Origin of the sequence: Pseudomonas gingeri (genome assembly GCF_013386165.1) — a bacterium.
GTDB lineage: Bacteria > Pseudomonadota > Gammaproteobacteria > Pseudomonadales > Pseudomonadaceae > Aquipseudomonas > Aquipseudomonas gingeri_C.
Map to the genome: position 1 here is coordinate 1,117,613 of NZ_JACAOS010000003.1, position 24,181 is coordinate 1,141,793.

Below are 24,181 nucleotides of genomic sequence, written 5' to 3' on the forward strand. Positions count from 1 at the left end.
CGGGGAAACCTCGGGGCGAGCATAACCCTACTATCATTGGTTTCCATTCGCCCCAACTGGGGGCGAAGGGCGCGATTCTGGTGCGACTTTCGGTGACACATTCAAAGCTCGACAGACACGGAGGTTTTTCTGCAATCGACGACAACCGGGTCTGCAACGCCACTCCGGGGTGGGAATAACGGTATTGGCCCGCATATTGCTCATCCTGTATATACATGAACATATAGCTACCTATTCCACCCACCCTCCGCCTAGGACACTGCCATGCCCGCACCTCTGCTGCTCAAGCCCGGTCAACTCACACTGGATCAACTGCGCGTCATTTATCAGAGCCAATGCGCGATCGAACTGGACCCCGCCGCCCGCGAGGGCGTTGACGCCAGCACCCGCACGGTGAACGAAATCATCGCCAACCAGCGCACGGTGTACGGCATCAATACCGGCTTCGGCCTGCTCGCCAGAACCTCGATTGCCACCGAGTCGCTGGCCAAGCTGCAACGCAACCTGCTGCTCTCCCACTGTACCGGCACCGGGCCGCTGCTCGACGACGCCAGCGTCGGCCTGATCATGGCCTTGAAGGTCGGTTCCCTGGCCCGGGGTTTTTCCGGGATCCGCTGGGAAGTGATTGAAGCCTTGGTCAAGCTCTATCTGGCCAAGGTCTATCCATGCATTCCGTCCCAGGGCTCGGTGGGTGCCTCGGGCGACCTGGCACCGCTGGCGCATATGTCCGCCGTGCTGATCGGTGTCGGTCGCGTGCGCCATGATGGGCGGGAAATGGATGCCGTCGAAGGCTTGGCGATTGCCGGCCTGCAACCCATGGTCCTGGGACCGAAGGAAGGCCTGGCGCTGATCAATGGCACCCAGGTCTCCACCGCGCTGGCATTGCGCGGGCTGTTTGCCACCGAGAAACTGTTCAGTGCCGCCGTGGTCGCCGGCAGCCTCTGCGTGGAAGCCCTGAAAGGCTCCGACGTGCCCTTCGATGCGCGCATCCAGGCAGTACGCGGTCAACCCGGGCAAATCGATGTCGCCCAGTACTACCGGGACCTGCTGGCCGACAGCGAGATTCGTCGCTCGCATATCGATTGCGCGCGAGTCCAGGACCCCTACTCGCTGCGCTGCCAGCCACAAGTCATGGGCGCCTGCCTCGATCACCTGCGCTTCGCCGCCGGTGTGTTCCTGCGCGAATCCAACGCGGTTTCGGATAACCCCCTGGTGTTCAGTGCCGACGGCGACGTGCTCTCGGGTGGCAACTTTCACGCCGAACCGGTAGCGATGGCCGCTGACGTCCTGGCCCTGGCGATTTCCGAAATCGGCGCGCTGTCCGAACGCCGGATCGCCCAGCTGGTGGACCCGGCGCTCTCCGGCCTGCCGGCCTTTCTGGTGCGCGAAGGCGGCCTGAACTCCGGCTTCATGATCGCCCAGGTCACCGCCGCCGCCCTGGCCTCGGAAAACAAGACCCTGGCCCACCCCGCCTCGGTGGACAGCCTGCCGACCTCGGCCAACCAGGAAGACCACGTGTCGATGGCGACCTTTGCCGCCCGTCGCCTGCTGGATATGGCCGGCAACAGCAGCGCGGTGGTGGCCATCGAACTGCTCGGCGCCGCCCAGGGCGTCGACCTGCACGCCCCGCTCAAGACCTCGGAAAAACTCGCCGAAGTCCTGGCGATGATCCGCAGCGAAGTCGCGCACTACGACGAGGACCGTTATTTCGCCCCCGACATCGCGGCGGCCAGAAACTGGGTCGAATCCGCCGCCTTCGAGCGCTGGCTGCCGGCCGCACGCCTCTACGCCTGATCCAAACGGCTGGGCGCAGCTCTGCTGCGCCTCTTTCATCACACCATGGGGGCTGCCATGCGTCGCTATTATTCAGGGCCGGATGTTCACCGCGCACAGAGCATTGCCGAACTGGCGACCATGGCCCGGCAACGCCTGCCGTATTTCGCCTGGGAATACCTGGAAGGCGGCGCCGAAGAAGAGTGGACGCTACGGCGCAATCGCCAGGCGTTCGCTGAGGTGGCGCTGCTACCGCGCACCCTGGTGCCTTGCCAGGTGACAGACACCCAGCGCTCGCTGTTCGGGCGAGACCTGCCGCTGCCCATGGCCATCGGCCCCACCGGCTACAACGCGATGCTGTACCGCGATGCCGATATTCATTTGGCCCGGGCCGCCACGGAGCGCGGCCTGCCCTTCACCTTGAGTACGGTTTCCACCAGTTCCCTGGAACAGTTGGTCACGGCGGTCCCCGAGGTCAATCTCTGGTTCCAGCTCTATTGCCTGCGTGACCCCGCCGTCCGTGAAGACCTGCTGCAACGGGCCGACGCGGTCGGTTGCCGGACCTTGCTGCTGACCAGCGATGCCGTGCTGTTGGGCAACCGCGAATGGGACCGGCGCAACTTCGTCCGACCCCGGCAATTGAGCCCGCGCAACAAAATCGACGTGCTCTGCCATCCGCGCTGGATGGCCCAGGCGCTGTGGCCACGAGGACTGCCGAACCTGGGCAATATCGAGCGTTATCTGCCACCCGAACAACGCACCATCGAAGGCGCCGCGCACTTTATCGGCAGTCAGATGGACACCGGCCTCGACTGGGACGCCCTGGCCCGGTTGCGCGAGCGCTGGCCGCATCGGCTGCTGCTCAAGGGCGTGCTGCATCCGGCGGATGCCGAGAAAGCCGTGGCCCTCGGGCTCGACGGGTTGGTGATCAGCAACCATGGCGGCCGTCAGCTGGACGGGGTGCCCGCCAGCCTCGACTGCCTGCCGGCGATTGCCGCCGTGGCCAAAGGCAAGCTCGCGCTGCTGCTCGACAGTGGCATCCGACGCGGCAGCGACATTCTCAAGGCTTGCGCGCTGGGCGCCGACGCGGTGTTGCTGGGGCGATCTACCCTGTATGGAGTCGCCGTCGGCGGACAGGCCGGCGCCGGCCATGCCCTCGATCTACTGGCGCAAGAGCTGCGCCTGGCCTTGTCCTTGCTGGGCACTCCGAACCTGAATCAGCTTGATCGTCGTGCCCTGCTCACGACGCCCTCCTTCCCAGACCATGAGTTGAGCCGATGAACGATCTACAACAGACCCTCGAACAGCTACGTCAGGCGTTGGGGGATGACGCGGTCGTCACGGGCGCCGACATCAGTCAGCGTCACTACAGCGACTGGACCGGCCATGCCCCGGCCTGCCCCGCCGCACTGCTGTTGCCCAGGACCACGCTGGACGTGGCGAATGCCTTGCGCATCTGCAATAACGCCGGACAATCGGTGGTTCCCCAAGGCGGCATGACCGGACTGGCCGGCGGTGCCGTGCCGCGGGCCAGCGACATCGCCTTGTCCCTGGAACGCCTGCGCGGCATTGAAGAGATCGACGCGGCCGCCGCCACCCTCAGCGTCCTGGCCGGCACCACGCTGGAAGACATCCAGCAGGCAGCACTCAATGCAGGCTTTGTTTTTCCCCTGGACCTGGGAGCCCGTGGCTCTTGCCAGATCGGCGGCAATATCGCCACCAATGCCGGGGGCAATGCAGTGATTCGCTACGGCATGACCCGCGACCTGGTACTCGGCCTGGAAGTGGTCCTGGCCGATGGCCGGGTCCTCGATTTGCGCAACAAGATGATCAAGAACAACTGCGGTTATGACCTGAAACAGTGCTTTATCGGCAGTGAAGGCACCTTGGGCGTCATTACCCGGGCGGTCTTGAAGCTTGCACCACAACCGGGCCAGACCAGCACCCTGCTCTGTGCCCTGCCCGACTACGCCAGTGCGGTCAGCCTGCTGCGGCGGATTCAGCGTAGCGTCGGCACACCCCAGGCCTATGAACTGATGTGGCAGGACTTCTTTCGCCTCGGCGTGAGCTGGCTGGAAAACGCGAAAGCGCCGATGTCACTGGACTATCCGCTGTATGTGCTGCTCGAGTCCGCCGGTTCCCAGGAACAACTCGAAGCTTCATTGGAAGAGGCGCTTGCCGCCGGTGAGGTACTCGATGCGGTACTCGCCAGCTCCCAGACCCAGGCCCGGGGGCTGTGGAAAATCCGCGAAGCCACCGGTGAGTTCCCCATCCGCCTGAGCCCGTTGAACTTCGACGTCAGCCTGCCCATCGGCCTGATCGGCGACTTCGTCGAAAGTTGTCGCGCACGCCTGGAAGCGTGCTGGCCGGGTAATCACAGCGTGTATTTCGGACACATCGGTGACAGCAACCTGCACCTGACCGTGGACTGCGCGTCCCTGCCCCAGCCAGCGCCGATCCTCGCCATCGAGGAACTGGTCTACAGCGCCATCGGCGAACTCGGCGGCTCGGTGTCCGCCGAGCACGGCATCGGCCTGCTCAAGCGCGAGTTTCTCCATCACTCGGTCGGCCCCGAAGCCCTCGCGGTGATGCGCCAACTCAAGGACTGCTTCGACCCCAACGGCATTCTCAACCCGGGCAAGATTCTCGCCTGAGGGCTGTATATACCGGAGTGGCACGTTAACTGCTGTTGCCAAACCTGAACCACCGCTGGAACACACACTCAACCTCGCCGCATCCCCTGAAGGAGTGACACCATGCAACTCGATTCTCTATTCAGTAAACGATTCAACGGTCTGTGCCTGGCTCTAACCCTGAGCGTCGCGTCCCTGGCGGCACATGCCGATCAACTGGCGGACGTCAAGAAAGCCGGTGAACTGGTGGTAGGTACCGAGCTGCAATTTGCGCCTTTCGATTTCACCGACAACGGCAAGCAAAAAGGCCTCAACTCCGAGCTGTTCGAACAGTTGGGCAAGGAACTGGGGGTCAAGGTGAAGTTCCTCGACCTGCCGTGGCCGAGCGTGTTGCCGGGGCTTGAAGCGAAGAAATTCGACGTGGTCGCCGGCCCGATCATCGTGACCCAGGCCCGTAAAGAGCGTTATCACTTCATGCTGCCGATCGCCGAAGCGACCGTTGCCTTGATGATCGGTGCCAACGACAACAGTATCACCAAGCCCCAGGACATCGCCGGCAAGGCCGTTGGCGCGGGCAAAGGCTCGGCACAGCTCGAAGAACTGAAGACCTTCGCCGCCACGCTGCCAGAGAAGGTCACCATCCGTGAATACGTCGACAACAACCAGGCCTACGCGGACCTGGCGGCCAAGCGCATCGTCGCCGTCGCCAACTCGCTGCCGAATATCTCGTATGTCGCCGCCCAGCGCAGCACGACCTTCAAAGTGGTCCAGCCACCGTTCGGCAAAACCTCCTACTTTGCCTTCCTCGGACGCAAGGATGACGACGCCAACAGCCTGATCGCCGCACTCGATGCCGCCCTGCTGAAAATGCATGCGGACGGGCGCCTGGCGGCCTTGCAGAAAAAATGGCTGGGTGCCGAGATGAATGTGCCACAAGCCGACTTCACCCCGACCTGGTAAATCCACCTGCCCCTTGGAGGACCTGATCGCCGGCCGAGCCAGGCCGGCGATCAACTGAGTTGGAGTCACCGCAATGTTCGATTGGCCTTTGTTTTTGCAGAACCTGCCGTTGTTGCTGACCAGCCTGCTGGTGACCCTTGAGGTGTCCACCGCGGCCCTGGTGATCGGCTTTTTCATCGGCATCCTGATCGCCAGCCTGCGCCTGTCGCCCGTGCCGTTGTTCAAGCGCCTGGGCGGCGGCTATATCTTCGTGTTCCGGGGCATTCCGCTGCTGGTGCAATTGCTCTTTGTCTATTACTTCCTGCCACGGGTCGGCCTGCCCAACGTGTCGCCGCTGACGGCCGCGATCATCAGCCTGTCGTTGTGCGCCGGCGCCTATATCGCCGAGATCCTGCGGGGTGGTTTTCTCGCCATTCCCGGCGGGCAACTGGAGGCGGCCGGACTGCTCGGCCTGAGCACCCGGCAGATGCTGCTCCGTATCCGCGTGCCCCAGGCCGTGCGCCTGACCCTGCCGGCCCTGGTCAATGAAATGATCCTGCTGATCAAGGCGTCTTCGCTGGTGTCGGTGGTCGGGCTCGCCGACCTGACCCGTACCGCGCAGAACCTGGCGGCCAGTGACTACCTGTTCGTCCAGGACTACCTGATGCTGGCCGGCTTCTATTGCCTGATCAACATTCCCCTGGCGTTCTGTGGCGGCCTGTTGGAGCGACGCATGAAGGAGCAACAGACATGATCTTCGATTATCGGATCATCACCGAGCACCTCGACGATATCGCCCAGGGCTTCATGGTGACCCTCGGCACCTGGTCCGCCGGGGTGCTCCTGGGCCTGTTCCTCGGATTGCTGATTGCCGTGGCACAACTGTTTGGCAACAACCTGATTCGCGCGCCGTTGCGGGCGTTTATCGAAGTGATCCGCAGCACGCCATTCCTGGTCCAGTTGTTCCTGGTCTATTACGGCGGTCCAGCCTTCGGCCTCAGCCTGGACCCGATTCCCGCCGGGATCCTCGGGCTGGGCATCTATGGCAGCGTGTACTTCGCGGAGATCTTCCGCACCGGTTTCGAGTCGGTCGCCCGTGGCCAACTGGAGGCCGCCGACTGCCTGGGCATCAGCCGCTGGCAATGCATCCTGCGCATCCAGTTGCCGCAGATGCTGGTGATCATCCTGCCGGCGCTGGTCAACCTGGTGACCATCCTGTGCAAGGAAACCGCCGTGCTGTCGATCATCACCATCCCGGAACTGACCATGGTCATGACCGGCATCGGCTCGCAAACCTTCGCCTTCGTCGAAACCCTGTTGGTGTTGTGCATCGGCTACCTGCTGCTGGTGGAGCTTTGCTCACGCCTGGGCATGTACCTGGAAACACGGGTCGGGCGCTTTATGAGCAGGCAGCCGCAATGAACGACCTCCAACGCCATCTGAAACCTATTGTCCCGAAACAAGGTGACCCCATGAAGACTCCCGAAGCACTCCCCGGCGACTCGCAACCCATGGTGCGCCTGCACAATGTCGGCAAGAGTTTCGGCGCCCTGCGGGTACTCAAGGGCATCGACCTGCAAGTTCGGCATTCCGAAGTGGTGTGTCTGATCGGCCCTTCCGGCTCGGGCAAAAGCACCCTGCTACGGAGCATGGCCTTCCTCGAAGAGTACGACGAAGGCGAGATCCATATCGAAGGCCAGTTGCTCGGTTACCTGGCGGATAACGGCAAGGGCCGCAAACGTGCCGCGCAGGCGCAGATCAATCAGGTCCGGCGCAATATCGGCATGGTCTTTCAGCAGTTCAACCTGTGGCCCCACATGACCGCCCTGGGCAATGTCAGCGAAGCCTTGCTGCGGGTGCGCAAACTGTCCGGCGCCGAGGCCCGTCAACGCGCATTGGCCATGCTCGACAAAGTCGGCCTGGCGCACAAGGCCGACGTCTATCCGATCCAGCTCTCCGGCGGCCAGCAGCAGCGCGTGGCGATTGCCCGGGCCCTGGCCATGGAGCCGCACATCATGCTGTTCGACGAACCGACCTCGGCCCTCGACCCGGAACTGGTGGGCGAAGTCCTGCAGGTCATGAAGACCCTGGCCAAGGAAGGCATGACCATGGTGGTGGTGACCCATGAGATGGGTTTCGCCGCCCAGGTCGCCGACTCGGTGGTGTTCCTCGACCAGGGCCAGGTGGTGGCCCAGGGCACGCCGCAGCAAATCTTCCACAACACCGAACACCCCCGTCTGCAGCAATTCCTGCAGAACTACCTGGATCGCAATGCGTTCTGGCAAGACAACAAAGAGGTTTCCCCGGTATGAACGCTGCTGAACTGCAACTCCTTGCCCGCCCCCAGGTACGTGACCTCGCCAGCTACAACGCCGGCCTCGGCACGGAAGCGGTGCGCAAGCGTTTCGGCCTGACCCGGGTGGCCAAGCTGGGCAGTAACGAAAACCCCTTGGGCCCGGCCCCCGCCGTGGCCGCCGCCATGGCCCTGGCCTGCTCCAGCATCGCCCTGTACCCGGATGCCAGCTGCCTGGAGTTGCGCGCGGCCCTCAGCGCCAAGCTCGGCGTGGCGGGCGATCAGTTGGTGTTTGGCAATGGCTCCGAAGATTTACTGAGCATCATCAGCCGGGTGTTCCTCGACCATGGCGATGAAGTGGTCACGGTGGTGCCCTCGTTCGGCCTGCACTTTATCTATCCGATTGCCGCTGGGGCCCGGGTAACGGGCGTACCGATGACCGCCGAAGAGCGCTTCGATGTGCCGGCGATGATTCAGGCACTGACCCCGAAAACCCGCCTGCTGATGTTTTCCTGCCCGTCCAACCCGGTGGGCTGCACCCTCGACGCCGATGAGTTGCAACGCCTGTTGGCGGCCCTTCCGGCCCAGTGCCTGCTGGTCTTCGACGAGGCCTATTACGAATACGCGCAGTTCGAGGAGGGTTACCCCGACTGCCTCGCGCTGATCCAGGCCAGCGGCAAACCCTTTATCCTCCTGCGAACCTTCTCCAAGGCCTATTCCCTGGCCGGTTTGCGGATCGGCTACGGGATCGTCAGCGACCCGCTGCTGGCCGACCTGATCGACCGCTTGCGCACACCGTTCAATATCAACCGCGTGGCCCAGGCGGCTGCGATTGCCGCCCTGGCCGACGAAGAACATCTGCAAGCCACCCTCGCCCACGTGGCCCATGAGCGCCGGCATATGGTGATTGCCCTGCAGAACCTGGGATTGCGCACCGCGCCGTCGATGGCCAACTTCCTCTACTTCAGCACGCCCTATCCCGCTGAAACCATCAATCAGGCCTTGCTGGGCAAGGGCATTATCCTCAAACCCTGGCGTGAAGACGGCTACACAGAGTACTTGCGTGTTTCCATCGGTAGCTGTGAGGATAACGACCTTTTTCTCAAGGCCTTGGCAAGTGTGCTTGCCGCTCAAAAAAATGCGGACTGAATCATGATCAAAAATGCACCGCAAGCCCTCTATCGGCGCGCGAAGGACTTTGTGCAAGACAAGCTGCGCAACGGTGAATGGAAGCCTGGCGACTTGATCCCCTCGGAAAATCGCCTGGTGCAGGAACTGGGCATTTCGCGCATGACCGTCAACCGGGCCCTGCGCGAACTGACGGAAGAAGGCCATCTGTTGCGCATCTCGGGCGTCGGCACCTTTGTCGCCGAGAGCAAACCGCAATCGAACCTGCTGCGCATCACCAATATTGCCGACGAAATCATCGCCCGTGGGCACAGCTACTCTTGCCGCGTCCTGCACCTGGGGCGCGAGGCCGCCTCGATGCCGGTGGCCGCCGCCTTGGCGCTGCCCACCGGTTCGTCGGTGTTTCACCTGATCTGCGTGCACAGCGAGGAAGGCGTGCCGGTGCAGTTCGAGGATCGCTACGTCAATCCCGAACTGGTGCCGGATTTTCTCCAGCAGGAGTTCGGCGAACAACTGCAACCGGCGCGCTACCTGTTGCAAGTCATTCGCCCCGATGAAATGGAGCATATCGTCGAGGCCGGTCACCCCAGCGGCGACGAAAGCAAGCATATGCAGATCGATGCCCTGGAGCCGTGCCTGATCCTGGTACGGCGGACCTGGAGCCAGAACAAGATTGTCACCTATGTTCGCCTCACCCACCCCTCCTCGCGTTATCGCCTCGGCAGCCGCCTGCCGGTGAGCGGCGCCCACCGGGACAGCTAGGAGCCCCCGTCGGCAACTGGCGAAAAAGCTCGGGAGCTTCGGTCAGCAGACAGTCAGACAAGCCCTCTAGTCTGTTGCCTGGGTTCCTGTCTCGAGTCAATTTGATGCCCCGTCCACGCCAAGGCGGTTTCACCCTGATCGAAGTGCTGGTGGCACTGACCATCATCGCCGTCGCGCTGTCCGCCGCCGTGCGCCTGGCCGGGGTGATGACCCAGAGCAGCGGGCTGTTGCGGGATAAATCCATCGCCTTGCTGGCGGCCCAGAGCCGTCTGGCAGAGTTGCGCCTGGAAGGACGCCTGCCCGTCGGACGCAAGTCCTTCGAATGCGATCAGGGCCGGCTGATGCTGCGCTGCGACCAGGTGATCGGCGCGTTCGGCGTCGGTTTGTTCAAGGTCGATATCCGCGTGCTCGACCGCAGTCGCGAAGCACCGCCACTGGCACAGCTGGAGACCGTGCTGAGCCCGGCCCCGGCCGCCCTCAAGGGCGGGTCAGCTTCGGCAGGAACGGCGCAGTACTGAGGCGGGTGACGTTGAGGTGGAGCTTTTCCGTACCCCGTTCGACAACAATCCCTTCAGGCTCGATGGCCAGCAGACGCACGCCCTGGCTGAGGGTTTCGCCCGCCAGGAAGCTGCGCGGTGGACCGTCGTTGAGGCTGAGGATCGCCACCGCGCCGTGCACCCCGGCCATGACCCCGGAAACCTTGATATCGAGTACCGCCGGCTGGTTGGAAAACCACTGCAGCGCGGGGTTGTCACTGCGCGTACCGACGGTCTGCGAGAGGCCTTCGGGTAGCAGCGATGGCGTCGGTTTCAGCAGCAGGCCGGACCCGATCAGCGCACCGGCCAGGGCCGCGAGCAAGCCCAGGGCCTGGACAATCTGTGGCGGGGAGAAACGATGAGTCCATTGCATGCTTGAGGTCCCTTTCGACGATGATCCGAAACATCAGACTACCGATCAATTCTCACGTTTTTATTTCACACGCCCATCATCTTCGCGGCGCAGCATGTATTGACCCCCAAGGAGCCCTTGTCGAATGGATGTCGTGCGCCCCCAGGCCGGTTTCACCCTGATTGAATTGATGGTGGTGCTGGTGATCATCGGTATCGCCAGCGCGGCCATTGGCTTGAGTATCAAGCCGGACCCGCTGCACCTGCTGCGCAAGGACGCCGAAAGCCTGGCCCAGGCCCTGCAAGTGGCCCAGGCCGAAGTCCAGGCCGATGGCCGGCCGATTCGCTGGTTGAGCGACAGCAAGGGCTATCGCTTCAGCCGTGGCGACGACCAGGGCGGCGTCGAGCAATTCGCCCAGGACCCGCAACTGCGCCCGCGCGCCTGGCAGAGCACACCGATGCAAGTACGGATCGACCCGGGCAAAAGCCTGCTGCTGACCGCCGAATGGATCGGCGCGCCCTTGCGCCTGTCCCTCTCCGACGGCCAGCACAGTATCAGCGTGCTGCGCAGTGCCACCGGGGAGGTCAAGGTGCAATGAAACGCCAGGCCGGTTTTACCCTGATCGAAGTGATGGTCGCGATCATGCTGATGGCGATTGTCAGCGTGATTGCCTGGCGTGGGCTGGACAGCGTCAACCGCGCCGATGAACACCTCAAGGCCAGTGCCGGCCAGACCCGTGAGCTGCTGGCCGCCCTGGGACAGTTGGAGCGCGATGTCGCGTTGCGCGCCGGTATCGAACTGGTGGAGCCGCTGGTGGTGGATGTCGAACACCCGCCGCCGCCGGCTCCCGCGGCCCTGAGCGTACGCAGTGCCGAACGCAAGGGCTTTCGCCTGGAGCTGATCCGCGCCGCACCGCAGCAGGACGGCGGTCTGCAACGGGTACGTTGGTGGTTGCAAGGCGGCACCCTGTATCGGGCCGCGGGGCCTGCGCGCACGCAATTCCCGTTGCCGACGGCCAAGGATGGCGTGGCGGTATTGAGTCAGGTGCGGGAAATGGACTTGCGGGTCTGGCAACCGGGCAAGGGCTGGCGCAATCCGGGTGGCAATCATCAGGACAATCCCCTGGGCCTGGAGATTACCCTGGTCCGCGATACGCCCCAGGGACCGGAGCGTTACCGCCAAGTGCTAGGCCCCTTGCAATAGCGGGGCCCCACTAGCTGAGCAGCACCACTCCACCCGGCAACTCGGTGCACTTGGCCCCGTAGGCATCGCGAATCAACAAGGCCACGCCCGCCAACTGATCGAGGCTGAAGCGCGCCTGGACCTTGCGCTTGCCCAGCTCGGTGTTGAGCAGTACCAGCATCCCCGGGCGATAGCGGTTGATCTCGTCGATCACCGAGGCCAGAGTCGCGTCGTTGAACACCAGCATCTTGTTGCGCCAGGCGATCACATTCGCCGCGTCGACCGTTTGCAGTTCACCGGTATGCTGGAGGTCATAAGTCAGTTGCCGACCGCTTTCCAGGCGGAAACTGCGACCCTGTACCTGCACCGTCAACAAGCCCTCGATACAGGTCACACAAACGCTACGGTCAATATGACGCAAGTTGAAACGCGCCTGCTCGGCCTGCAGCCAGCCGGGACCGGCCTGGACGCTGATCGCCTCGCGGGAGCGCGTCACCACCTCGACTTCACCACTGACCAGTTCAATCTGTGCTCCACCGCCCAGCGAGGACAGGCGATTGATCCGGGTCTGGGTATTGAGTTCCAGGCGGATGTCGTCGCTCAGATCGATACGCCGTTGCTCGCCGACTTCGGTAATGTAATCGGCCCCCAGCCCGGAAAAACCGCCCGGCACCGTCTCGCGTATCAGGAAAAATGCCGCCGACGCGGCGATAGCACCACCCAGGAAGGCCCTGCGCCCGAAACTCCGAGCCCGTGGCGGATGCTGCAATTGCAAGGCGGCCGGCTTGAGGGATTGCCACATCGACTTGCTGTGCTCGAACGCCCGGGCGTGTTCCGGACTCAGCGCACACCACTGGCGCAGGGCCCGGGCATCGCCGGCGGTGGCCCGCCCCGAAGTCAGGAGGATCAGCCAATCCTGGGCTTCGCTGTGCAATCGAGCGGTCTCGTCGACCCGGGAATCAGTGATGGAAGTCGTGTTCAAGCGCGCAGGTACTCAAGAAGATTTTGCTGGTCTATTACCTAGACGGTTTTCCCGCACCGGGACCGAACCGCTGAATCACTTTTCTTTCCAGGCGCGCCGCGCAATGCCCCAAAGCGGCCTTCAACTCCTTCTCGACCATTCGCGTGGAAATCCCGAAACGCTGGGAAATCTCCAGGTGCGGGGCTTCCTCCAGACGCGCGGCAATAAAAATCCGCCGACGCCGTGGCGGCAGTTCATAGAGGGCATTGAGCAGCAACTGGATCTCCTTCTGCCCGCCCACGACCCGCTCCGGGTCCTGGGCTTCGTCGCGGACCTGCAGCAGCTCCTCGACTTCCTCGCCGGTCAACAGGCGGGCGTCGGCCTGACGACGATCGGCGGCGATATTCAACGCCATCCGATACAGATAGGCATTGGGTTGAGTGAGGTTGAGCGGCGCCTCCATGCGATCGACCCGCAGATAGGTTTCATGCAGGACGTCGTTGGCCATATCCTCGGAGCCCAGGCGCCGGCGCAAGCGCGCCTTGAAGTCGTCATAGGAGGTCAGGAACAACCGGACCATCGGACTGTGCCCGATATTTTTCATACCTCTCAGGCTCCTTCCCGCTCTGTGCATTCCATGCTGGTTCCTGCTGAATTCGGCGTTATTAGAAGAGTTATCGGCTGATGCAGCGACGTCGGGGCCGCTCGTTTGACCCGCACGCTGCTCAGGCGCGCCACCAGCGCCCCATCGCGCTGAACATCACCGGTGGAACTGACCAGGCGGCTGTACTGGACTTCGCCGGCACGCCCGATCCACACCTGCAAAACCGCCCGGTAAGTCCCCGGCCGGGTCAGCGGCAAGACACACAAGGCCTGTTCGATCGCCACCTGGATCGCCAGGGCATAACTGCTCGCCATGGCTTTCGCGGCCGAACTCTCGGCGACCTTGCCCACCGGACGCTCGCTGACCCGCGCCACTTGCAGGGTGAAGGCATCGGCCCGGGCATAACGCGCCATCAGACCGCTGCCACTGAGCAACAGGCTCAGGGCCTCGCCAGCGCGGTAGCGGCCCTGCACGGCAAAAGAACGACGTGCGCGGGTCAGGTCGCGGTCCACCAGCACCGCCATGCCGGTCAAGCGGCTGAACGTGTCCAGCGCGCCGGCCAGGTCCTGGGCGGCAATGTCCAGGTCCAGGCGCACCTCGGGATCCAACTGCACCGGCTCCGCCGCCAGGCAGGGCAACATCTCGCCCAGCAGCGCGCCGGACAGGGCCCAACCTGCCAGGAAATAGCGAAAGAACGACAGACGCACCGTCACGGATCGAAGTCCCTGCACAGCTGACGTGTTCCTGAAAATCGTCATCCTGAGGGCTGTTTATGAACCTGATGTTACGTGCACTGCAAAAAAACCATCACCCAGTGGCAAAAAGCTTTGCACTAGACTAAAGGATCAGAGAAACCCCTCTTCCGGGGTCGCCAGGAGGCTCCAATGAAAGGTTCTTCAATCTTCACTACCCTGTTGTTCGTCGCGCTATCAGGCCCGCTCCTGGCCGCCGAGCCGACAGCCGAACCGGTCGGCTGCATCGACGTCAGTGTCGGTGGCTACAAGGCCCCGGATTACAACTGCCTGAGCCAACAGATGAGCGACCCGGAACAGGCCCAGGCGCGGCAGAAAAACCAGGAAGCGCTGAACCCCGACATCAGCAAAAAAGCCCCCAACAAGCTGGGCCTGGCGACACCGGCCGCGACCAGCGTACGCATGGGCAACACCTTCGGCACCTCTGTGACACCGCAACGGCCAGCTGCGGGTCAGTGACCGCCACGGCCCTTGAGCAGGCTGAAAGCTTCCTTAGGGCATCCCCAGCCAGTGCGGCAGCGTCAGCGAGATCATCGGCACATAGGTGACCAGGATCAGGAACACCAGCAGGATCATCAGCCACGGCAATGCCGCACGAATGGTCTGGCCCAGGGTCAACCCGGTCACCGCCGAGGTCACGAACAGGTTCAGCCCCACCGGTGGGTGCACCAGGCCGATCTCCATGTTCACCACCATGACGATACCCAGGTGGATAGGGTCGATCCCCAGCTTCACGGCAATCGGGAAGAAAATCGGCGCGAGGATCAGCACAATCGCCGAGGGTTCCATAAAGCTGCCCGCCACCAGCAACACCACATTGACCATCATCAGGAAGCCGATCGGCGTCAGCCCTTCGGACACCACCCAGTTGGTGATCTGCTGCGGGATCTGCTCGGTGGTCAGCACATGGGCGAACAGGATGGCGTTGGCGATGATGAACATCAGCATGATCGCCAGGCGACCCGACTCCATCAGCACCTTCGGGCAATCGCGGATCTTCATGTCCTTGTAGATGAACAAGGCCACAAACGCCGAATACACCGCCGCCACCGCCGCCGCTTCAGTCGGAGTGAACAGGCCGCTGTAGATCCCACCGAGGATGATCACCAGCAACAGCAGGCCCCAGAATGCCCGGCGTGCTGCCGTCAACCACTCGCGAAAAGTCGCTCGCGGTTGCGCCGGGAGCTTCTTGATCCGCGCGACGATATAGATCGCCACCATCAACATCAGGCCCAGCAACAGCCCGGGAATCACCCCGGCCATGAACAGCTTGCCCACCGAAGTTTCCGTGGCCGCCGAGTACACCACCATGACGATGGACGGCGGAATCAGGATACCCAGGGTCCCGGCGTTGCAGATGATGCCGGCACCGAACTCCTTCGGATAACCCGAACGCACCATCCCCGCCACCGCGATGGAACCCACCGCCGCCACCGTCGCCGGCGAGGAGCCGGACAAGGCGGCAAACAACATGCAGGCCAGCACGGCGGCAATCGCCAGGCCGCCGCGAATATGCCCGACACAGGCGTTGGCGAAATCGATCAGGCGCTTGGCCACGCCGCCGGTGGTCATGAAGGCCCCCGACAACAGGAAGAACGGAATCGCCAGGAAGGTGTAGGCGTCCGAGGTTTCGAACAGCTTGATCGCCAGGGAACTGAGGGAATCCTGGCTGAAGATCAGGATCGACACGGCGCCGGACAGGCCCAGGGAAATGGCGATGGGCACGCCGAGAAACATGAAGGTGAACAACAGCAGAAACAGGCAGAGAACGGCCATCAGTGCTGCTCCTTGTGTTCGCTCGCCAGCTTGCTCGCTTCGCCGGCTTCATCGGCCAGGCCCAGGCCGGTCTGGCGACGGGTGAAAATGCGGTAGAAGATTTCAAGGTAGCGGATCAGCACCAGGGCGAAGCCCACCGGTACGATCAGCACGATGTAGCCGACCTTGACCCCGTACTGGTCGAGGTCCTCGGCACCGATACCGGCAGTGAGCACCGCGTTCAGCCATTTGTAGCTGGCCACCATGAACAGCCCGGCGTACGCCAGGCAGCAGGCGCAGGCGAGCAGCGCCAGGTAACGCTGCACCGGGCGCGGCGTCAGCTTGACCAGGGCGTCGACGCCCAGGTGCCCGGCGGTGCGCACGCCATAGGAGATACCGAAGAAGATCAGCCAGCCGAACATGGCCTTGGTCAGGGCCACGCTCCAGGTCATGTCCTGGGCCACGGTCATGGTGGCGTCGCCCAGGGAGCCGAAGAAGCCGCTGCTCCAGGCCCAGCGGTCGGCCAGGTTGAAGAACAGCGTGTAGATGTTGTTGGCCATCACATAGACAAAGGTCACCAGCGTCATGGCCGCCAGCAGGAAGGCGATGAAGCCTTCCTCGAAATGTTCCCAGATGCGCCGCAACGATTGCGTTTGCATGGGCAGGACTCCGCGAGAGGGAAAAGGAAGTACCGGGGCGTGGTGTCAGGGCTGGTTGGACTTGTCCGCCGCGTCGATCAGGTCGGCACCGATTTCACCCTCGAACTTCTTCCATACCGGTTTCATCGCCTCGCGCCATTGCCCACGCTCTTGCGGGGTCAGCTCGATGATTTCGCTGGTCTTGGCGTCGATGATCTTCTGCTTGGCGCTCTGGTTCAGCGCTTCGGCCTGTTTGTTCACTTCGACAGTGACCTCGGCCATGATCTTTTCCAGCTCGCTACGGATATCCGGCGGCAAACCGTCCCAGAACTTGCTGTTGGTGATCACCATGTAGTCGATCAGGCCATGGTTGGATTCGGTGAAGTACTTCTGCACCTCGTTGACCTTCTGGCTTTCATAGTTCGACCAGGTGTTCTCGGTGCCGTTGACGGTGCCAGTCTGCAAGCCCTGGTAGACCTCGGCGAAGCTCATCTTGCGCGGGTTGGCGCGGATCGCCTTGAACTGCTCCTCCAGCACGCTCGAGGCCTGGACGCGGAACTTCAGGCCACGGGCATCGCCCGGTACGTGCAGCGCCTTGTTCGCGGAAATCTGCTTCAGGCCGTTGTGCCAATAGGCCAGGCCGAGAATGCCCTTGCCCTCCATCGCGGTCAGCAGCGCCTTGCCCTGGGCGGCCTGGAAGCGGTCGACGGCGGCCATGTCGTTGAACAGGAACGGCAGGTCGTAGATCTGGATCTGCTTGGTGTACTGCTCGAACTTGGCCAGGGACGGCGCCAGCATCTGCACGTCGCCGAGCAGCAGGGCTTCCATTTCCTTGCCGTCGCCAAACAGCGACGAGTTGGGATAGACCTCGACCTTGACCCGGCCCGGCAGACGCTCTTCGGCGAGTTTCTTGAACAACAGCGCGCCCTGCCCCTTGGGCGTGTTTTCCGCGACGACGTGGGCGAACTTGATCACGATGGGCTCGGCCGCCTGCGCCAGGCTGGCGGTGAGCAAGGTGGCGGCGCAGAACAACGCCCGGGTCAACTTGAACATGTAAGTCACCTTCTTATTGTTGTGTGGTAGGCAGGTTGCCTAAAGCCATGCGTATAGAGAATTTCGAATTCTGAGTACCTGCGTTCGGTCCAGGTGAACGCTCCATAAACCCTGGGTTTATTGCCAAAGGTCGAGTAGGACGAGGTCTCCGCTTATCGCGTCAGGATCGGCCTGTCGTGCCTGCGGCAATGACCTACGTCAGCGCCAGCAAGCGCCGGGCCCGCAACAGGACGGGAGCGTCGACCATCTGGCCATCGACCTGGTAGGCCCCGGCGCCGTCGCTTCCGGCGTCCACCACGCGCCTGGCCCAGGCCAGGTCTACGGCGCTCGGAGCCAGGGCGGCGTGGATCACCGCTACCTGTCTTGGGTGAATGCACAGCGCGCCGGCAAAGCCCATTTCATAGGCATGGCGGATTGAGCGCCGCAGACCCTCGGGGTCGTCGATGGCCGGATGTACGCCATCCAGTGGCGCGACCAGGCCGGCGACGCGCGAATGCACGATCAGCGCCAGGCGCGCCTGGTCGAGGGCGAACCCGGCGGCTGGCGAACCGCTGGAGAGGTTCAGGTCCAGGGCCAGGTCCAGGCCGCCGAAGGACAGGCGCTCGACGCCAGGGGCACCGGCGATTTCAGCCAGGTTCAGCAAACCCCGGGCACTTTCGATAATCGGCCAGACCGCTTTGCCGGTCGCGGCCACGGCGCCGACCTGGGCCGCGTTCTCGACCTTGGGCAGCAGCACGCCGCTGACACCGAGGTGTTGTTTACAGAACGCCAGGTCGGCGCTGTGTTCGGCGTGGTCCGGGGCATTGACGCGCACCAGGACCCGGGCCTGGGGATGCTGGGTGAGGAATTGTCCGAGATGGTCACGGGCGATTCGCTTGAGCGGTTCCTCGACGGCATCCTCGAAGTCGACGATGACGGCATCGGCGCCGCTGGCCAGGGCCTTGGCAAAACGCTCGGGACGGCTGCCGGGGACAAAAAGCGCGGAGCGGGCTATGGATGAAGACATGCTGAATTCCTTGTTTTTCCGGAAATGACTGCAAGAGCGTCGAGACTCGTCACTGTAGGAGCCGGCTTGCTGGCGATGGCGTCCACATGCTCGCGGCAAGGCTCAAGGGCCTCATCGCCGGCAAGCCGGCTCCTACAAGGGCCGTGCTCAAATCACACCCCCAACGCGCAATCCCTCGATGGCCTCGGCGGAAAAGCCCAATTCGCCCAGAATTGCCCCGGTGTGCTGACCCAAGCCCGGCACCGCATCCATTCGCGGTGCAAACGCCGCATTACGCGCCGGTGGCAGCAGCGCCGGGAGTTTCCCCGACGGGCTCTCGACCTCGCGCCAACCATCGCGGGCCTTGAGCTGCGGGTGGTCCCACACTCCCTGCATGTCATTGACACGGGCATTGGCGATCTGCGCCTCTTCCAAACGGGCAATCAACTGCTCGCTGCTGAGCCGGGCAAAGCTGTCGACGATGATCTGGCGCAGCACCTCGCGATTGGCCGATCGCTTGAAGTTGGCCGAAAAACGCTCGTCCACCGCCAACTCCGGCGTCAGCAGCACCTTGTCGCAGAACGCCGCCCATTCACGCTCGTTCTGCAAGCCGAGCATCACCGTGCCGCCGTCGCCCGCCGGAAACGGCCCATAGGGATAAATGGTCGAATGCGCCGCGCCGGCCCGTGGCGGTGGCGGTGCGCCGTCGAAGGCGTAATACATCGGGTAGCCCATCCACTCCACCAGGCTTTCCAGCATGCTGACGTCGATACGACTGCCCTCCCCGGTTTTCTCCCGCAGCAGCAAGGCCGAAAGAATGCCGCTGTAGGCATACATGCCGGCGGAGATATCGGCGATGGAACACCCGGCCTTCGCCAGTTCCTCCTCGCCCGGCCCGCCCGTCACCGAAAGAAAACCACCCTCGCTCTGGATCAGCAGGTCATAGGCCTTCTTCTTTTCATAAGGACCGCCTTCGCCATAACCGGAAATATCGCAGACGATCAACCGTGGAAAACGTTCATGCAGTGCATCGAAGGACAAGCCCATACGGGCAGCGGCGCCTGGCGCGAGGTTCTGCACCAGCACATCGGCCTGCCCCAGCAGACTCTCGAGAATGTCGCCGGCCTGATCCTGCTTGAGGTCCAGGGTCAGGCTTTCCTTGGAACGGTTGGTCCAGACGAAATGCGAAGCCAGCCCACGCACGCGCTCGTCGTAACCGCGAGCGAAGTCACCGCTGCCGGGACGCTCGATTTTCACCACCCGCGCCCCCAGATCCGCCAGTTGCCGCGTGCAAAATGGCGCAGCAATGGCGTGTTCAAGGCTGATCACGGTGATGCCGTCCAGCGGGCGCGGTGCCGGGGTGTTGCCTGCGGCCGTTTTCATCAGCGCAGCTCCTTCAAGTCAGTGGTGTTGCGCAGGTCCCAGACCTGGCGGATCAAGCCTTCGGCCTGCTCCGGCGAACGGGCGCCGGAGAACTGCAACAGACGACGGAATTTATCTTCCAGTTCGGCCCGCGACAGGCTGTTGCCGGGATCGCCCTTGGGTTCATCGATGGCGCCATAAAGGCGGCGACCCTCAACCGTGGTGACCACCACCCGGCCCAGCCAGCGTTGCGGATAGGCCGCGTCGACTTGCGGGTCCAAGGTCATGCTGACCTTCTCGCGAAATGCCGCCACGGCCGGATCGGTCAAGGACAGCTGATGGAACTCCGGTAGCCCGGCCTTGCCATGCACGGCGATCAGGCCCAGCACGGTACCCATGGAAAACTTGGCCTGGTGCACGCTCTGCGGCACCTTGACCCGTCCCAGCACATCAATGGCGCCCTGATGCACGCGGGTTTCCACCTGCTCGATCTGTTCGTGGCCCAAGCCCTCGCGCGCCATCAGTTCCAACAGCGCATCGGCGGCCGGATGGGTATGGCGGCAGGAGGCATGGAACTTGAACGAGGTCTCCACCAGGGCCCAGCGACTGCCCAGGCGATCGGACAGCCGGGTCGGATCGGCATCGCTGGACATACCGGCGGCCAGGCCCTGGTCGCCTTCGAGGATATTCCGCGCGCCGGTCAGGCCATCAGCCGTCAGGTAGGCGGCCAGCAAGCCGTCCGCCGCGGCCTTGGCGGTGTGCAACTGCTTGGAGTCGGCGGCATCGCGCAGGAACTCCCAGAGCCCGGCGGCCTGGGTACCGGCGCTGCCCAGCAGGTTGATAAATTGCTCCCGGTCGAAGTCCAGCAACTTGCCCACGGCCACTGCGGCCGCCAACGTGCCGACAGTGGCCGTGGTGTGGAAGATCCGATAGTGGGAGCGGCCGAGGAATTCACCGATGCGAATCCCCGCCTCGTAGCCGGCCACCGACGCCAGCAGCAACTCACGCCCGGACTTGCCCAGGTCCTGGGCCGCCGCCAGCGCGGCGGGGAACACCACCGTGGCCGGGTGCAGCACGGAGCTGTTGTGCAAGTCGTCCTGCTCCACCAGATGGGAGGACGCCGCGTTCACCAGAGCAGCAAAATACGCCGAACTGCCCTGGCCATTGACCAGGATGCGCGCCGGGCCGTGCTCCGGGCCCATCTTGCGGGCATAGGCTTCGAACAGTGGAATCGGATGGGCACCCTGGCTGGCCAGGGCCGAGGCCAGCCAGTCGAGGAACAGATCTTCGCTACGTTCGAATACCGCTTGAGGCACCTGCTCATAACGCAGGTCAGCGAGGAATTCGCACAGCGCTTGGGTATGGCTCATGCTCAATACCTCAAAAGCTGCGTGGCAGTTCGAGCAGGTGCTCGGCCACGTAGGACAGGATCAGGTTGGTGGAGATCGGCGCCACCTGGTACAGGCGGGTTTCGCGGAACTTGCGCTCGACGTCGTATTCACAGGCAAAACCAAAACCGCCGTGGGTCTGCAGGCAGGCATTGGCCGCTTCCCAGGACGCCTTGGCCGCCAGGTACTTGGCCATATTGGCGCTGGCCCCGGCGTTCTCACCGTTGTCGTATTCCTCGCAGGCCCGCCAGCGCATCAGGTCGGCGGCCTCAATCTCGATATGCGCTTCGGCAATCGGGAACTGCACCCCCTGGTTCTGGCCGATGGGCCGCCCGAACACCACCCGGTCACGGGCATAGGCACTGGCCTTCTCGATAAACCAGCGGCCGTCGCCGATGCACTCGGCGGCGATCAGCGTGCGTTCGGCATTCAGGCCGTCGAGGATGTAGCGGAAGCCCTTGCCCTCTTCACCGATCAGGCTGTCGGCGGGGATTTCCAGGTTGTCGAAGAACAGCTCGTTGGTCTCGTGGTTGACCATATTGGCAATCGGTTGCACGGTCAGGCCGTTGCCGATGGCCTCGCGCAGGTCCACCAGGAAGATCGACATGCCCTCGGATTTTTTCTGCACCTCGGCCAGGGGCGTGGTGCGGGCCAGCAGGATCATCAGGTCGGAGTGCTGGACCCGCGAGATCCAGACCTTCTGGCCGTTGATCACATACTTGTCACCCTGCTTGACCGCAGTGGTCTTGATCTTGGTGGTGTCGGTGCCCGTCGTCGGCTCGGTAACAGCCATCGATTGCAGACGCAGTTCGCCGCTGGCCAGCTTCGGCAGGTAGAAGCTTTTCTGCGCCGCGCTGCCGTGGCGCAGCAGGGTGAACATGTTGTACATCTGGCCGTGCACGGTGCCCGAGTTACCGCCGCAGCGGTTCACCTCCTCGAGGATCACCGAGGCTTCGGCCAGGCCCAGGCCCGAGCCGCCGTATTCGGCTGGAATCAGCGCCGCCAGCCAGCCGGCATCGGTCAACGCCTTGACGAAGGCTTCGGGAAAACCCTTTTCCTCGTCGACCTTGCGCCAGTAGGCGGCATCAAATTCGCCGCACAGGGCGCGCACGCCTTCGCGAATGGCATTGAGTTCTTCGTTGTTATTCGGGTTCATGGGGGTGATGGCCTTTTTATTGTGAGTCGAAATGCACTTCAGCCTGCTGGGCCAGGCCGGCGGCATTGCCGGCCCACAACTGGGCGACGCCGGGGCTGAGGATTCGTCCGCCGACTTCGAAGGGCTGCGGTGCAATCAACGGGCGCACGCCGCGATAGGAGAAGCGCCGCAGGGTCGCCTGGGGATGGGCCCGGCAGAACGCCCGCAGGTTCAGGGTGGCGATCATCGGACCGTGCACCACCAGGCCCGGATAACCTTCGGTCTCGGTGACGTAGGGGAAGTCGTAATGGATGCGGTGACCGTTGAAGGTCACGGCGCTGTAGCGGAACAGCAAGGTCGGCGTCGGCTCCACGGTTTCGTGCCAGTCCCCCTGGACCAGGGCTTCGCCACTGCTTTGTTTAGGCGGCGTCGGTTCGCGGTAGACGATGTCCTGTTCTTCGCGTATCGCCAGCCGGCCATCCTGGGAGTAGTCATGGCGCACGGTGACGAACAGCAAGGCGCCGCTGCGTCCGTGTTTTTCCTCGATATGGCTGATGGTCGACAGCCGGCTGGCATCGTGACCGGCCCGCAGGTGCTCGAAGAATTCAAGGCGCCCCCCGGCCCACATGCGATTGCGATTGTCCGCCGGTGGCAGGAAGCCGCCACGGGCCGGGTGACCGTCGCTGCCCAGCAGGCTTTCGGCAAGCGGCTCCTGGAAGAAACACCATTGCCACAGCGGCGGCAACGCCTCGCCGTGGGCCGGAGCCGACTCACCAAAGGTCGCGGCGATACGCTTGAGCAGGTTGCGACTCAATTGGTCGTGGGCTTCTTCGGTCCGTCCGAGCCAGGCACTCAGATCCGTTGCACTCATGGAAGGTTTCCCCTTGCCGGTTGTTGTCATGAACCGATGATGCAAGGTGCAGCCCGTTCCGAGAATTTGCATTTCTATAAGCCGGCGTTCAGTTATGCTGAACGCCACCGTCCCTGCCCCCATCCGGGCCCTGACCGGAGTCGCCCATGCATTTCGACCTGGCGGATCTACGCCTCTTCATTCATATCGCCGAATCGCCGAGCCTGACCCAGGGCGCCCGCCGCGCCTTCCTCTCGCCGGCCGCCGCCAGCGCGCGGATCAAGGCCCTGGAAGCTCAACTCGACACCCGCCTGCTGTACCGCGACAGCCGTGGCGTGGAAGTCACTCCGGCCGGCCAGCGCCTGCTGCAACATGCCCGGCTGATCATGCGCCAGGTCGACTACCTGAAAAGCGAATTCACCAGTTATGGCGGCGATTCCGCCGGGCATATCCGTATCTTCGCCAACACCACGGCCGTGACCGAGTTTCTCCCGGAAGTGCTGGCCGGCTTCCTGTCCAAGCGTCCCGGGGTCACGGTGGACCTGCAGGAACGCCTGTCGCGGGACATCGTCCGCGGTGTCCTCGACGGCACCACCGACATGGGCATCATCGCCGGCCCGGTGGAAGCCAGCGGCCTGCAGGTCATGCACTTCAGCACCGACCGGCTGGTATTGATCGTGCCGGTGGACCACCCGTTGGCCACGCAGCAGTCGGTGACCCTCGGCCAGACCCTGGCGTTCCAGCATATCGGCCTGCACGAAGGCAGCACCTTGCTGAGCTTTTTGCGCGAACACGTCGAACGGCTCGGCAAGACCTTGTCGTTGCGGATCCAGGTCTCGAGTTTCGAGGCGATCTGCCGCATGGTCGAAGCCGGCGTGGGCATCGGCATCATTCCCGAATCCGCCGCCGTGCGGCACTGCCGGACCATGGAGCTGGTGACCGTGGCACTGGACGAACCCTGGGCGATTCGCGAGCGCAGCATTCTGGTGCGTGAGCTCGAAGCCCTGCCGGGGACCATTCGCGCCTTGATTGCCACGCTGATGCCTGGGACACCAACCTGAACCGCCCTACAGTTTGGGTTGCACAAACCCCTGCTTCGG

26 protein-coding genes are annotated in these 24,181 nt (G+C 63.4%); 14 read left to right on the forward strand and 12 right to left on the reverse strand.

Annotation, left to right across the window (positions count from 1 at the left end; genetic code table 11):
* The first annotated feature begins 264 nt into the window (after window positions 1-264).
* The 10 genes from hutH to gspI all read left to right on the forward strand — a co-directional run bounded on the left by hutH (window position 265) and on the right by gspI (window position 10,046).
* Window positions 265-1,794: a histidine ammonia-lyase gene (gene hutH / locus HX866_RS09475; protein ID WP_177139185.1), complete on the forward strand. Its 1,530-nt coding sequence runs from the start codon at window positions 265-267 to the stop codon at window positions 1,792-1,794.
* A 57-nt stretch (window positions 1,795-1,851) separates the two neighbouring features.
* Complete coding sequence (locus tag HX866_RS09480) at window positions 1,852-3,054, forward strand: alpha-hydroxy acid oxidase (protein ID WP_177139187.1); 1,203 nt, start codon at window positions 1,852-1,854, stop codon at window positions 3,052-3,054.
* Window positions 3,051-4,427, forward strand: coding sequence for an FAD-binding oxidoreductase (locus tag HX866_RS09485; protein ID WP_177139189.1), 1,377 nt, complete (start codon window positions 3,051-3,053; stop codon window positions 4,425-4,427). Before HX866_RS09480 ends, HX866_RS09485 begins: the two co-directional genes overlap by 4 nt.
* Window positions 4,428-4,529: 102 nt before the next feature.
* Entirely contained in the window at window positions 4,530-5,366 is an 837-nt protein-coding gene (locus HX866_RS09490) for a transporter substrate-binding domain-containing protein (protein WP_177098065.1), read from the forward strand.
* A 73-nt stretch (window positions 5,367-5,439) separates the two neighbouring features.
* Window positions 5,440-6,099, forward strand: a complete 660-nt coding sequence (locus tag HX866_RS09495; RefSeq protein ID WP_177101615.1) for an amino acid ABC transporter permease — start codon at window positions 5,440-5,442, stop codon at window positions 6,097-6,099.
* Window positions 6,096-6,767: an amino acid ABC transporter permease gene (locus tag HX866_RS09500; protein ID WP_177125383.1), complete on the forward strand. Its 672-nt coding sequence runs from the start codon at window positions 6,096-6,098 to the stop codon at window positions 6,765-6,767. Before HX866_RS09495 ends, HX866_RS09500 begins: the two co-directional genes overlap by 4 nt.
* Before the next feature lie 89 nt (window positions 6,768-6,856).
* Window positions 6,857-7,657, forward strand: a complete 801-nt coding sequence (locus HX866_RS09505; RefSeq protein ID WP_177098155.1) for an amino acid ABC transporter ATP-binding protein — start codon at window positions 6,857-6,859, stop codon at window positions 7,655-7,657.
* Window positions 7,654-8,787 (forward strand): histidinol-phosphate transaminase, encoded by a 1,134-nt coding sequence (gene hisC / locus HX866_RS09510; protein WP_177098068.1) that lies wholly within the window; start codon window positions 7,654-7,656, stop codon window positions 8,785-8,787. Before HX866_RS09505 ends, hisC begins: the two co-directional genes overlap by 4 nt.
* A 3-nt stretch (window positions 8,788-8,790) precedes the next feature.
* On the forward strand, window positions 8,791-9,528 hold the full coding sequence (gene hutC, locus HX866_RS09515; protein ID WP_177098069.1) for a histidine utilization repressor: 738 nt from the start codon (window positions 8,791-8,793) through the stop codon (window positions 9,526-9,528).
* Between the two features lie 104 nt (window positions 9,529-9,632).
* Entirely contained in the window at window positions 9,633-10,046 is a 414-nt protein-coding gene (gspI, locus tag HX866_RS09520) for a type II secretion system minor pseudopilin GspI (RefSeq protein WP_177101609.1), read from the forward strand.
* Here gspI and HX866_RS09525 read toward each other — a convergent pair.
* Window positions 10,006-10,437, reverse strand: coding sequence for a general secretion pathway protein GspC (locus HX866_RS09525; protein WP_177101608.1), 432 nt, complete (start codon window positions 10,435-10,437; stop codon window positions 10,006-10,008). The two genes, gspI and HX866_RS09525, sit on opposite strands and share 41 nt — an antisense overlap.
* A gap of 124 nt (window positions 10,438-10,561) precedes the next feature.
* Here HX866_RS09525 and HX866_RS09530 point away from each other — a divergent pair, with 124 nt between their 5' ends.
* Together HX866_RS09530 and HX866_RS09535 are read left to right on the forward strand one after the other, a co-directional pair.
* Window positions 10,562-11,014 (forward strand): GspH/FimT family pseudopilin, encoded by a 453-nt coding sequence (locus HX866_RS09530; protein ID WP_177101606.1) that lies wholly within the window; start codon window positions 10,562-10,564, stop codon window positions 11,012-11,014.
* A complete protein-coding gene (locus tag HX866_RS09535) occupies window positions 11,011-11,619 on the forward strand; it encodes a prepilin-type N-terminal cleavage/methylation domain-containing protein (protein ID WP_177139191.1) in 609 nt (202 codons plus the stop codon). The genes HX866_RS09530 and HX866_RS09535 overlap by 4 nt, the downstream gene beginning before the upstream one ends.
* Window positions 11,620-11,629: 10 nt before the next feature.
* Here HX866_RS09535 and HX866_RS09540 read toward each other — a convergent pair whose 3' ends face one another.
* Genes HX866_RS09540 through HX866_RS09550 form a run of 3 tightly spaced genes read right to left on the reverse strand, consistent with a single transcriptional unit; the run spans window position 11,630 to window position 13,876 of the window.
* On the reverse strand, window positions 11,630-12,580 hold the full coding sequence (locus HX866_RS09540; RefSeq protein ID WP_256261257.1) for a FecR family protein: 951 nt from the start codon (window positions 12,578-12,580) through the stop codon (window positions 11,630-11,632).
* 34 nt (window positions 12,581-12,614) lie between these two features.
* On the reverse strand, window positions 12,615-13,163 hold the full coding sequence (locus HX866_RS09545) for a sigma-70 family RNA polymerase sigma factor (protein ID WP_177139193.1): 549 nt from the start codon (window positions 13,161-13,163) through the stop codon (window positions 12,615-12,617).
* Between the two features lie 5 nt (window positions 13,164-13,168).
* Entirely contained in the window at window positions 13,169-13,876 is a 708-nt protein-coding gene (locus HX866_RS09550) for a TonB-dependent outer membrane receptor (RefSeq protein ID WP_371319232.1), read from the reverse strand.
* A gap of 171 nt (window positions 13,877-14,047) precedes the next feature.
* Between HX866_RS09550 and HX866_RS09555 the strand changes: the two genes are divergently transcribed.
* Entirely contained in the window at window positions 14,048-14,374 is a 327-nt protein-coding gene (locus tag HX866_RS09555; protein ID WP_177139194.1) for a hypothetical protein, read from the forward strand.
* A 33-nt stretch (window positions 14,375-14,407) separates the two neighbouring features.
* Here the strand turns inward: HX866_RS09555 and dctM are convergent, their stop codons facing one another.
* The 8 genes from dctM to HX866_RS09595 form a co-directional block, all read right to left on the reverse strand.
* The gene (gene dctM / locus HX866_RS09560; protein ID WP_121140651.1) at window positions 14,408-15,691 is read right to left on the reverse strand and encodes a C4-dicarboxylate TRAP transporter large permease protein DctM; all 1,284 of its coding nucleotides are present in this window, start codon (window positions 15,689-15,691) and stop codon (window positions 14,408-14,410) included.
* Window positions 15,691-16,329, reverse strand: coding sequence for a TRAP transporter small permease (locus HX866_RS09565; protein WP_177101602.1), 639 nt, complete (start codon window positions 16,327-16,329; stop codon window positions 15,691-15,693). The genes dctM and HX866_RS09565 overlap by 1 nt, the downstream gene beginning before the upstream one ends.
* A gap of 45 nt (window positions 16,330-16,374) precedes the next feature.
* Window positions 16,375-17,361, reverse strand: a complete 987-nt coding sequence (locus tag HX866_RS09570; protein ID WP_177098077.1) for a TRAP transporter substrate-binding protein — start codon at window positions 17,359-17,361, stop codon at window positions 16,375-16,377.
* Window positions 17,362-17,554: 193 nt separating this feature from the next.
* A complete protein-coding gene (locus tag HX866_RS09575) occupies window positions 17,555-18,367 on the reverse strand; it encodes an HpcH/HpaI aldolase/citrate lyase family protein (RefSeq protein ID WP_177098078.1) in 813 nt (270 codons plus the stop codon).
* 147 nt (window positions 18,368-18,514) lie between these two features.
* Entirely contained in the window at window positions 18,515-19,729 is a 1,215-nt protein-coding gene (locus HX866_RS09580; RefSeq protein ID WP_177098079.1) for a CaiB/BaiF CoA transferase family protein, read from the reverse strand.
* The gene (locus HX866_RS09585) at window positions 19,729-21,078 is read right to left on the reverse strand and encodes an MmgE/PrpD family protein (RefSeq protein WP_177139196.1); all 1,350 of its coding nucleotides are present in this window, start codon (window positions 21,076-21,078) and stop codon (window positions 19,729-19,731) included. Before HX866_RS09585 ends, HX866_RS09580 begins: the two co-directional genes overlap by 1 nt.
* Window positions 21,079-21,088: 10 nt before the next feature.
* Entirely contained in the window at window positions 21,089-22,252 is a 1,164-nt protein-coding gene (locus tag HX866_RS09590; protein ID WP_177098081.1) for an acyl-CoA dehydrogenase family protein, read from the reverse strand.
* Window positions 22,253-22,268: 16 nt separating this feature from the next.
* Entirely contained in the window at window positions 22,269-23,102 is an 834-nt protein-coding gene (locus HX866_RS09595; RefSeq protein WP_177098082.1) for an FAS1-like dehydratase domain-containing protein, read from the reverse strand.
* A gap of 146 nt (window positions 23,103-23,248) precedes the next feature.
* On the opposite strand from HX866_RS09595, the gene HX866_RS09600 reads away from it, so the two are divergent.
* The gene (locus tag HX866_RS09600) at window positions 23,249-24,142 is read left to right on the forward strand and encodes a LysR family transcriptional regulator (RefSeq protein ID WP_177098083.1); all 894 of its coding nucleotides are present in this window, start codon (window positions 23,249-23,251) and stop codon (window positions 24,140-24,142) included.
* Window positions 24,143-24,181 lie beyond the last annotated feature (39 nt).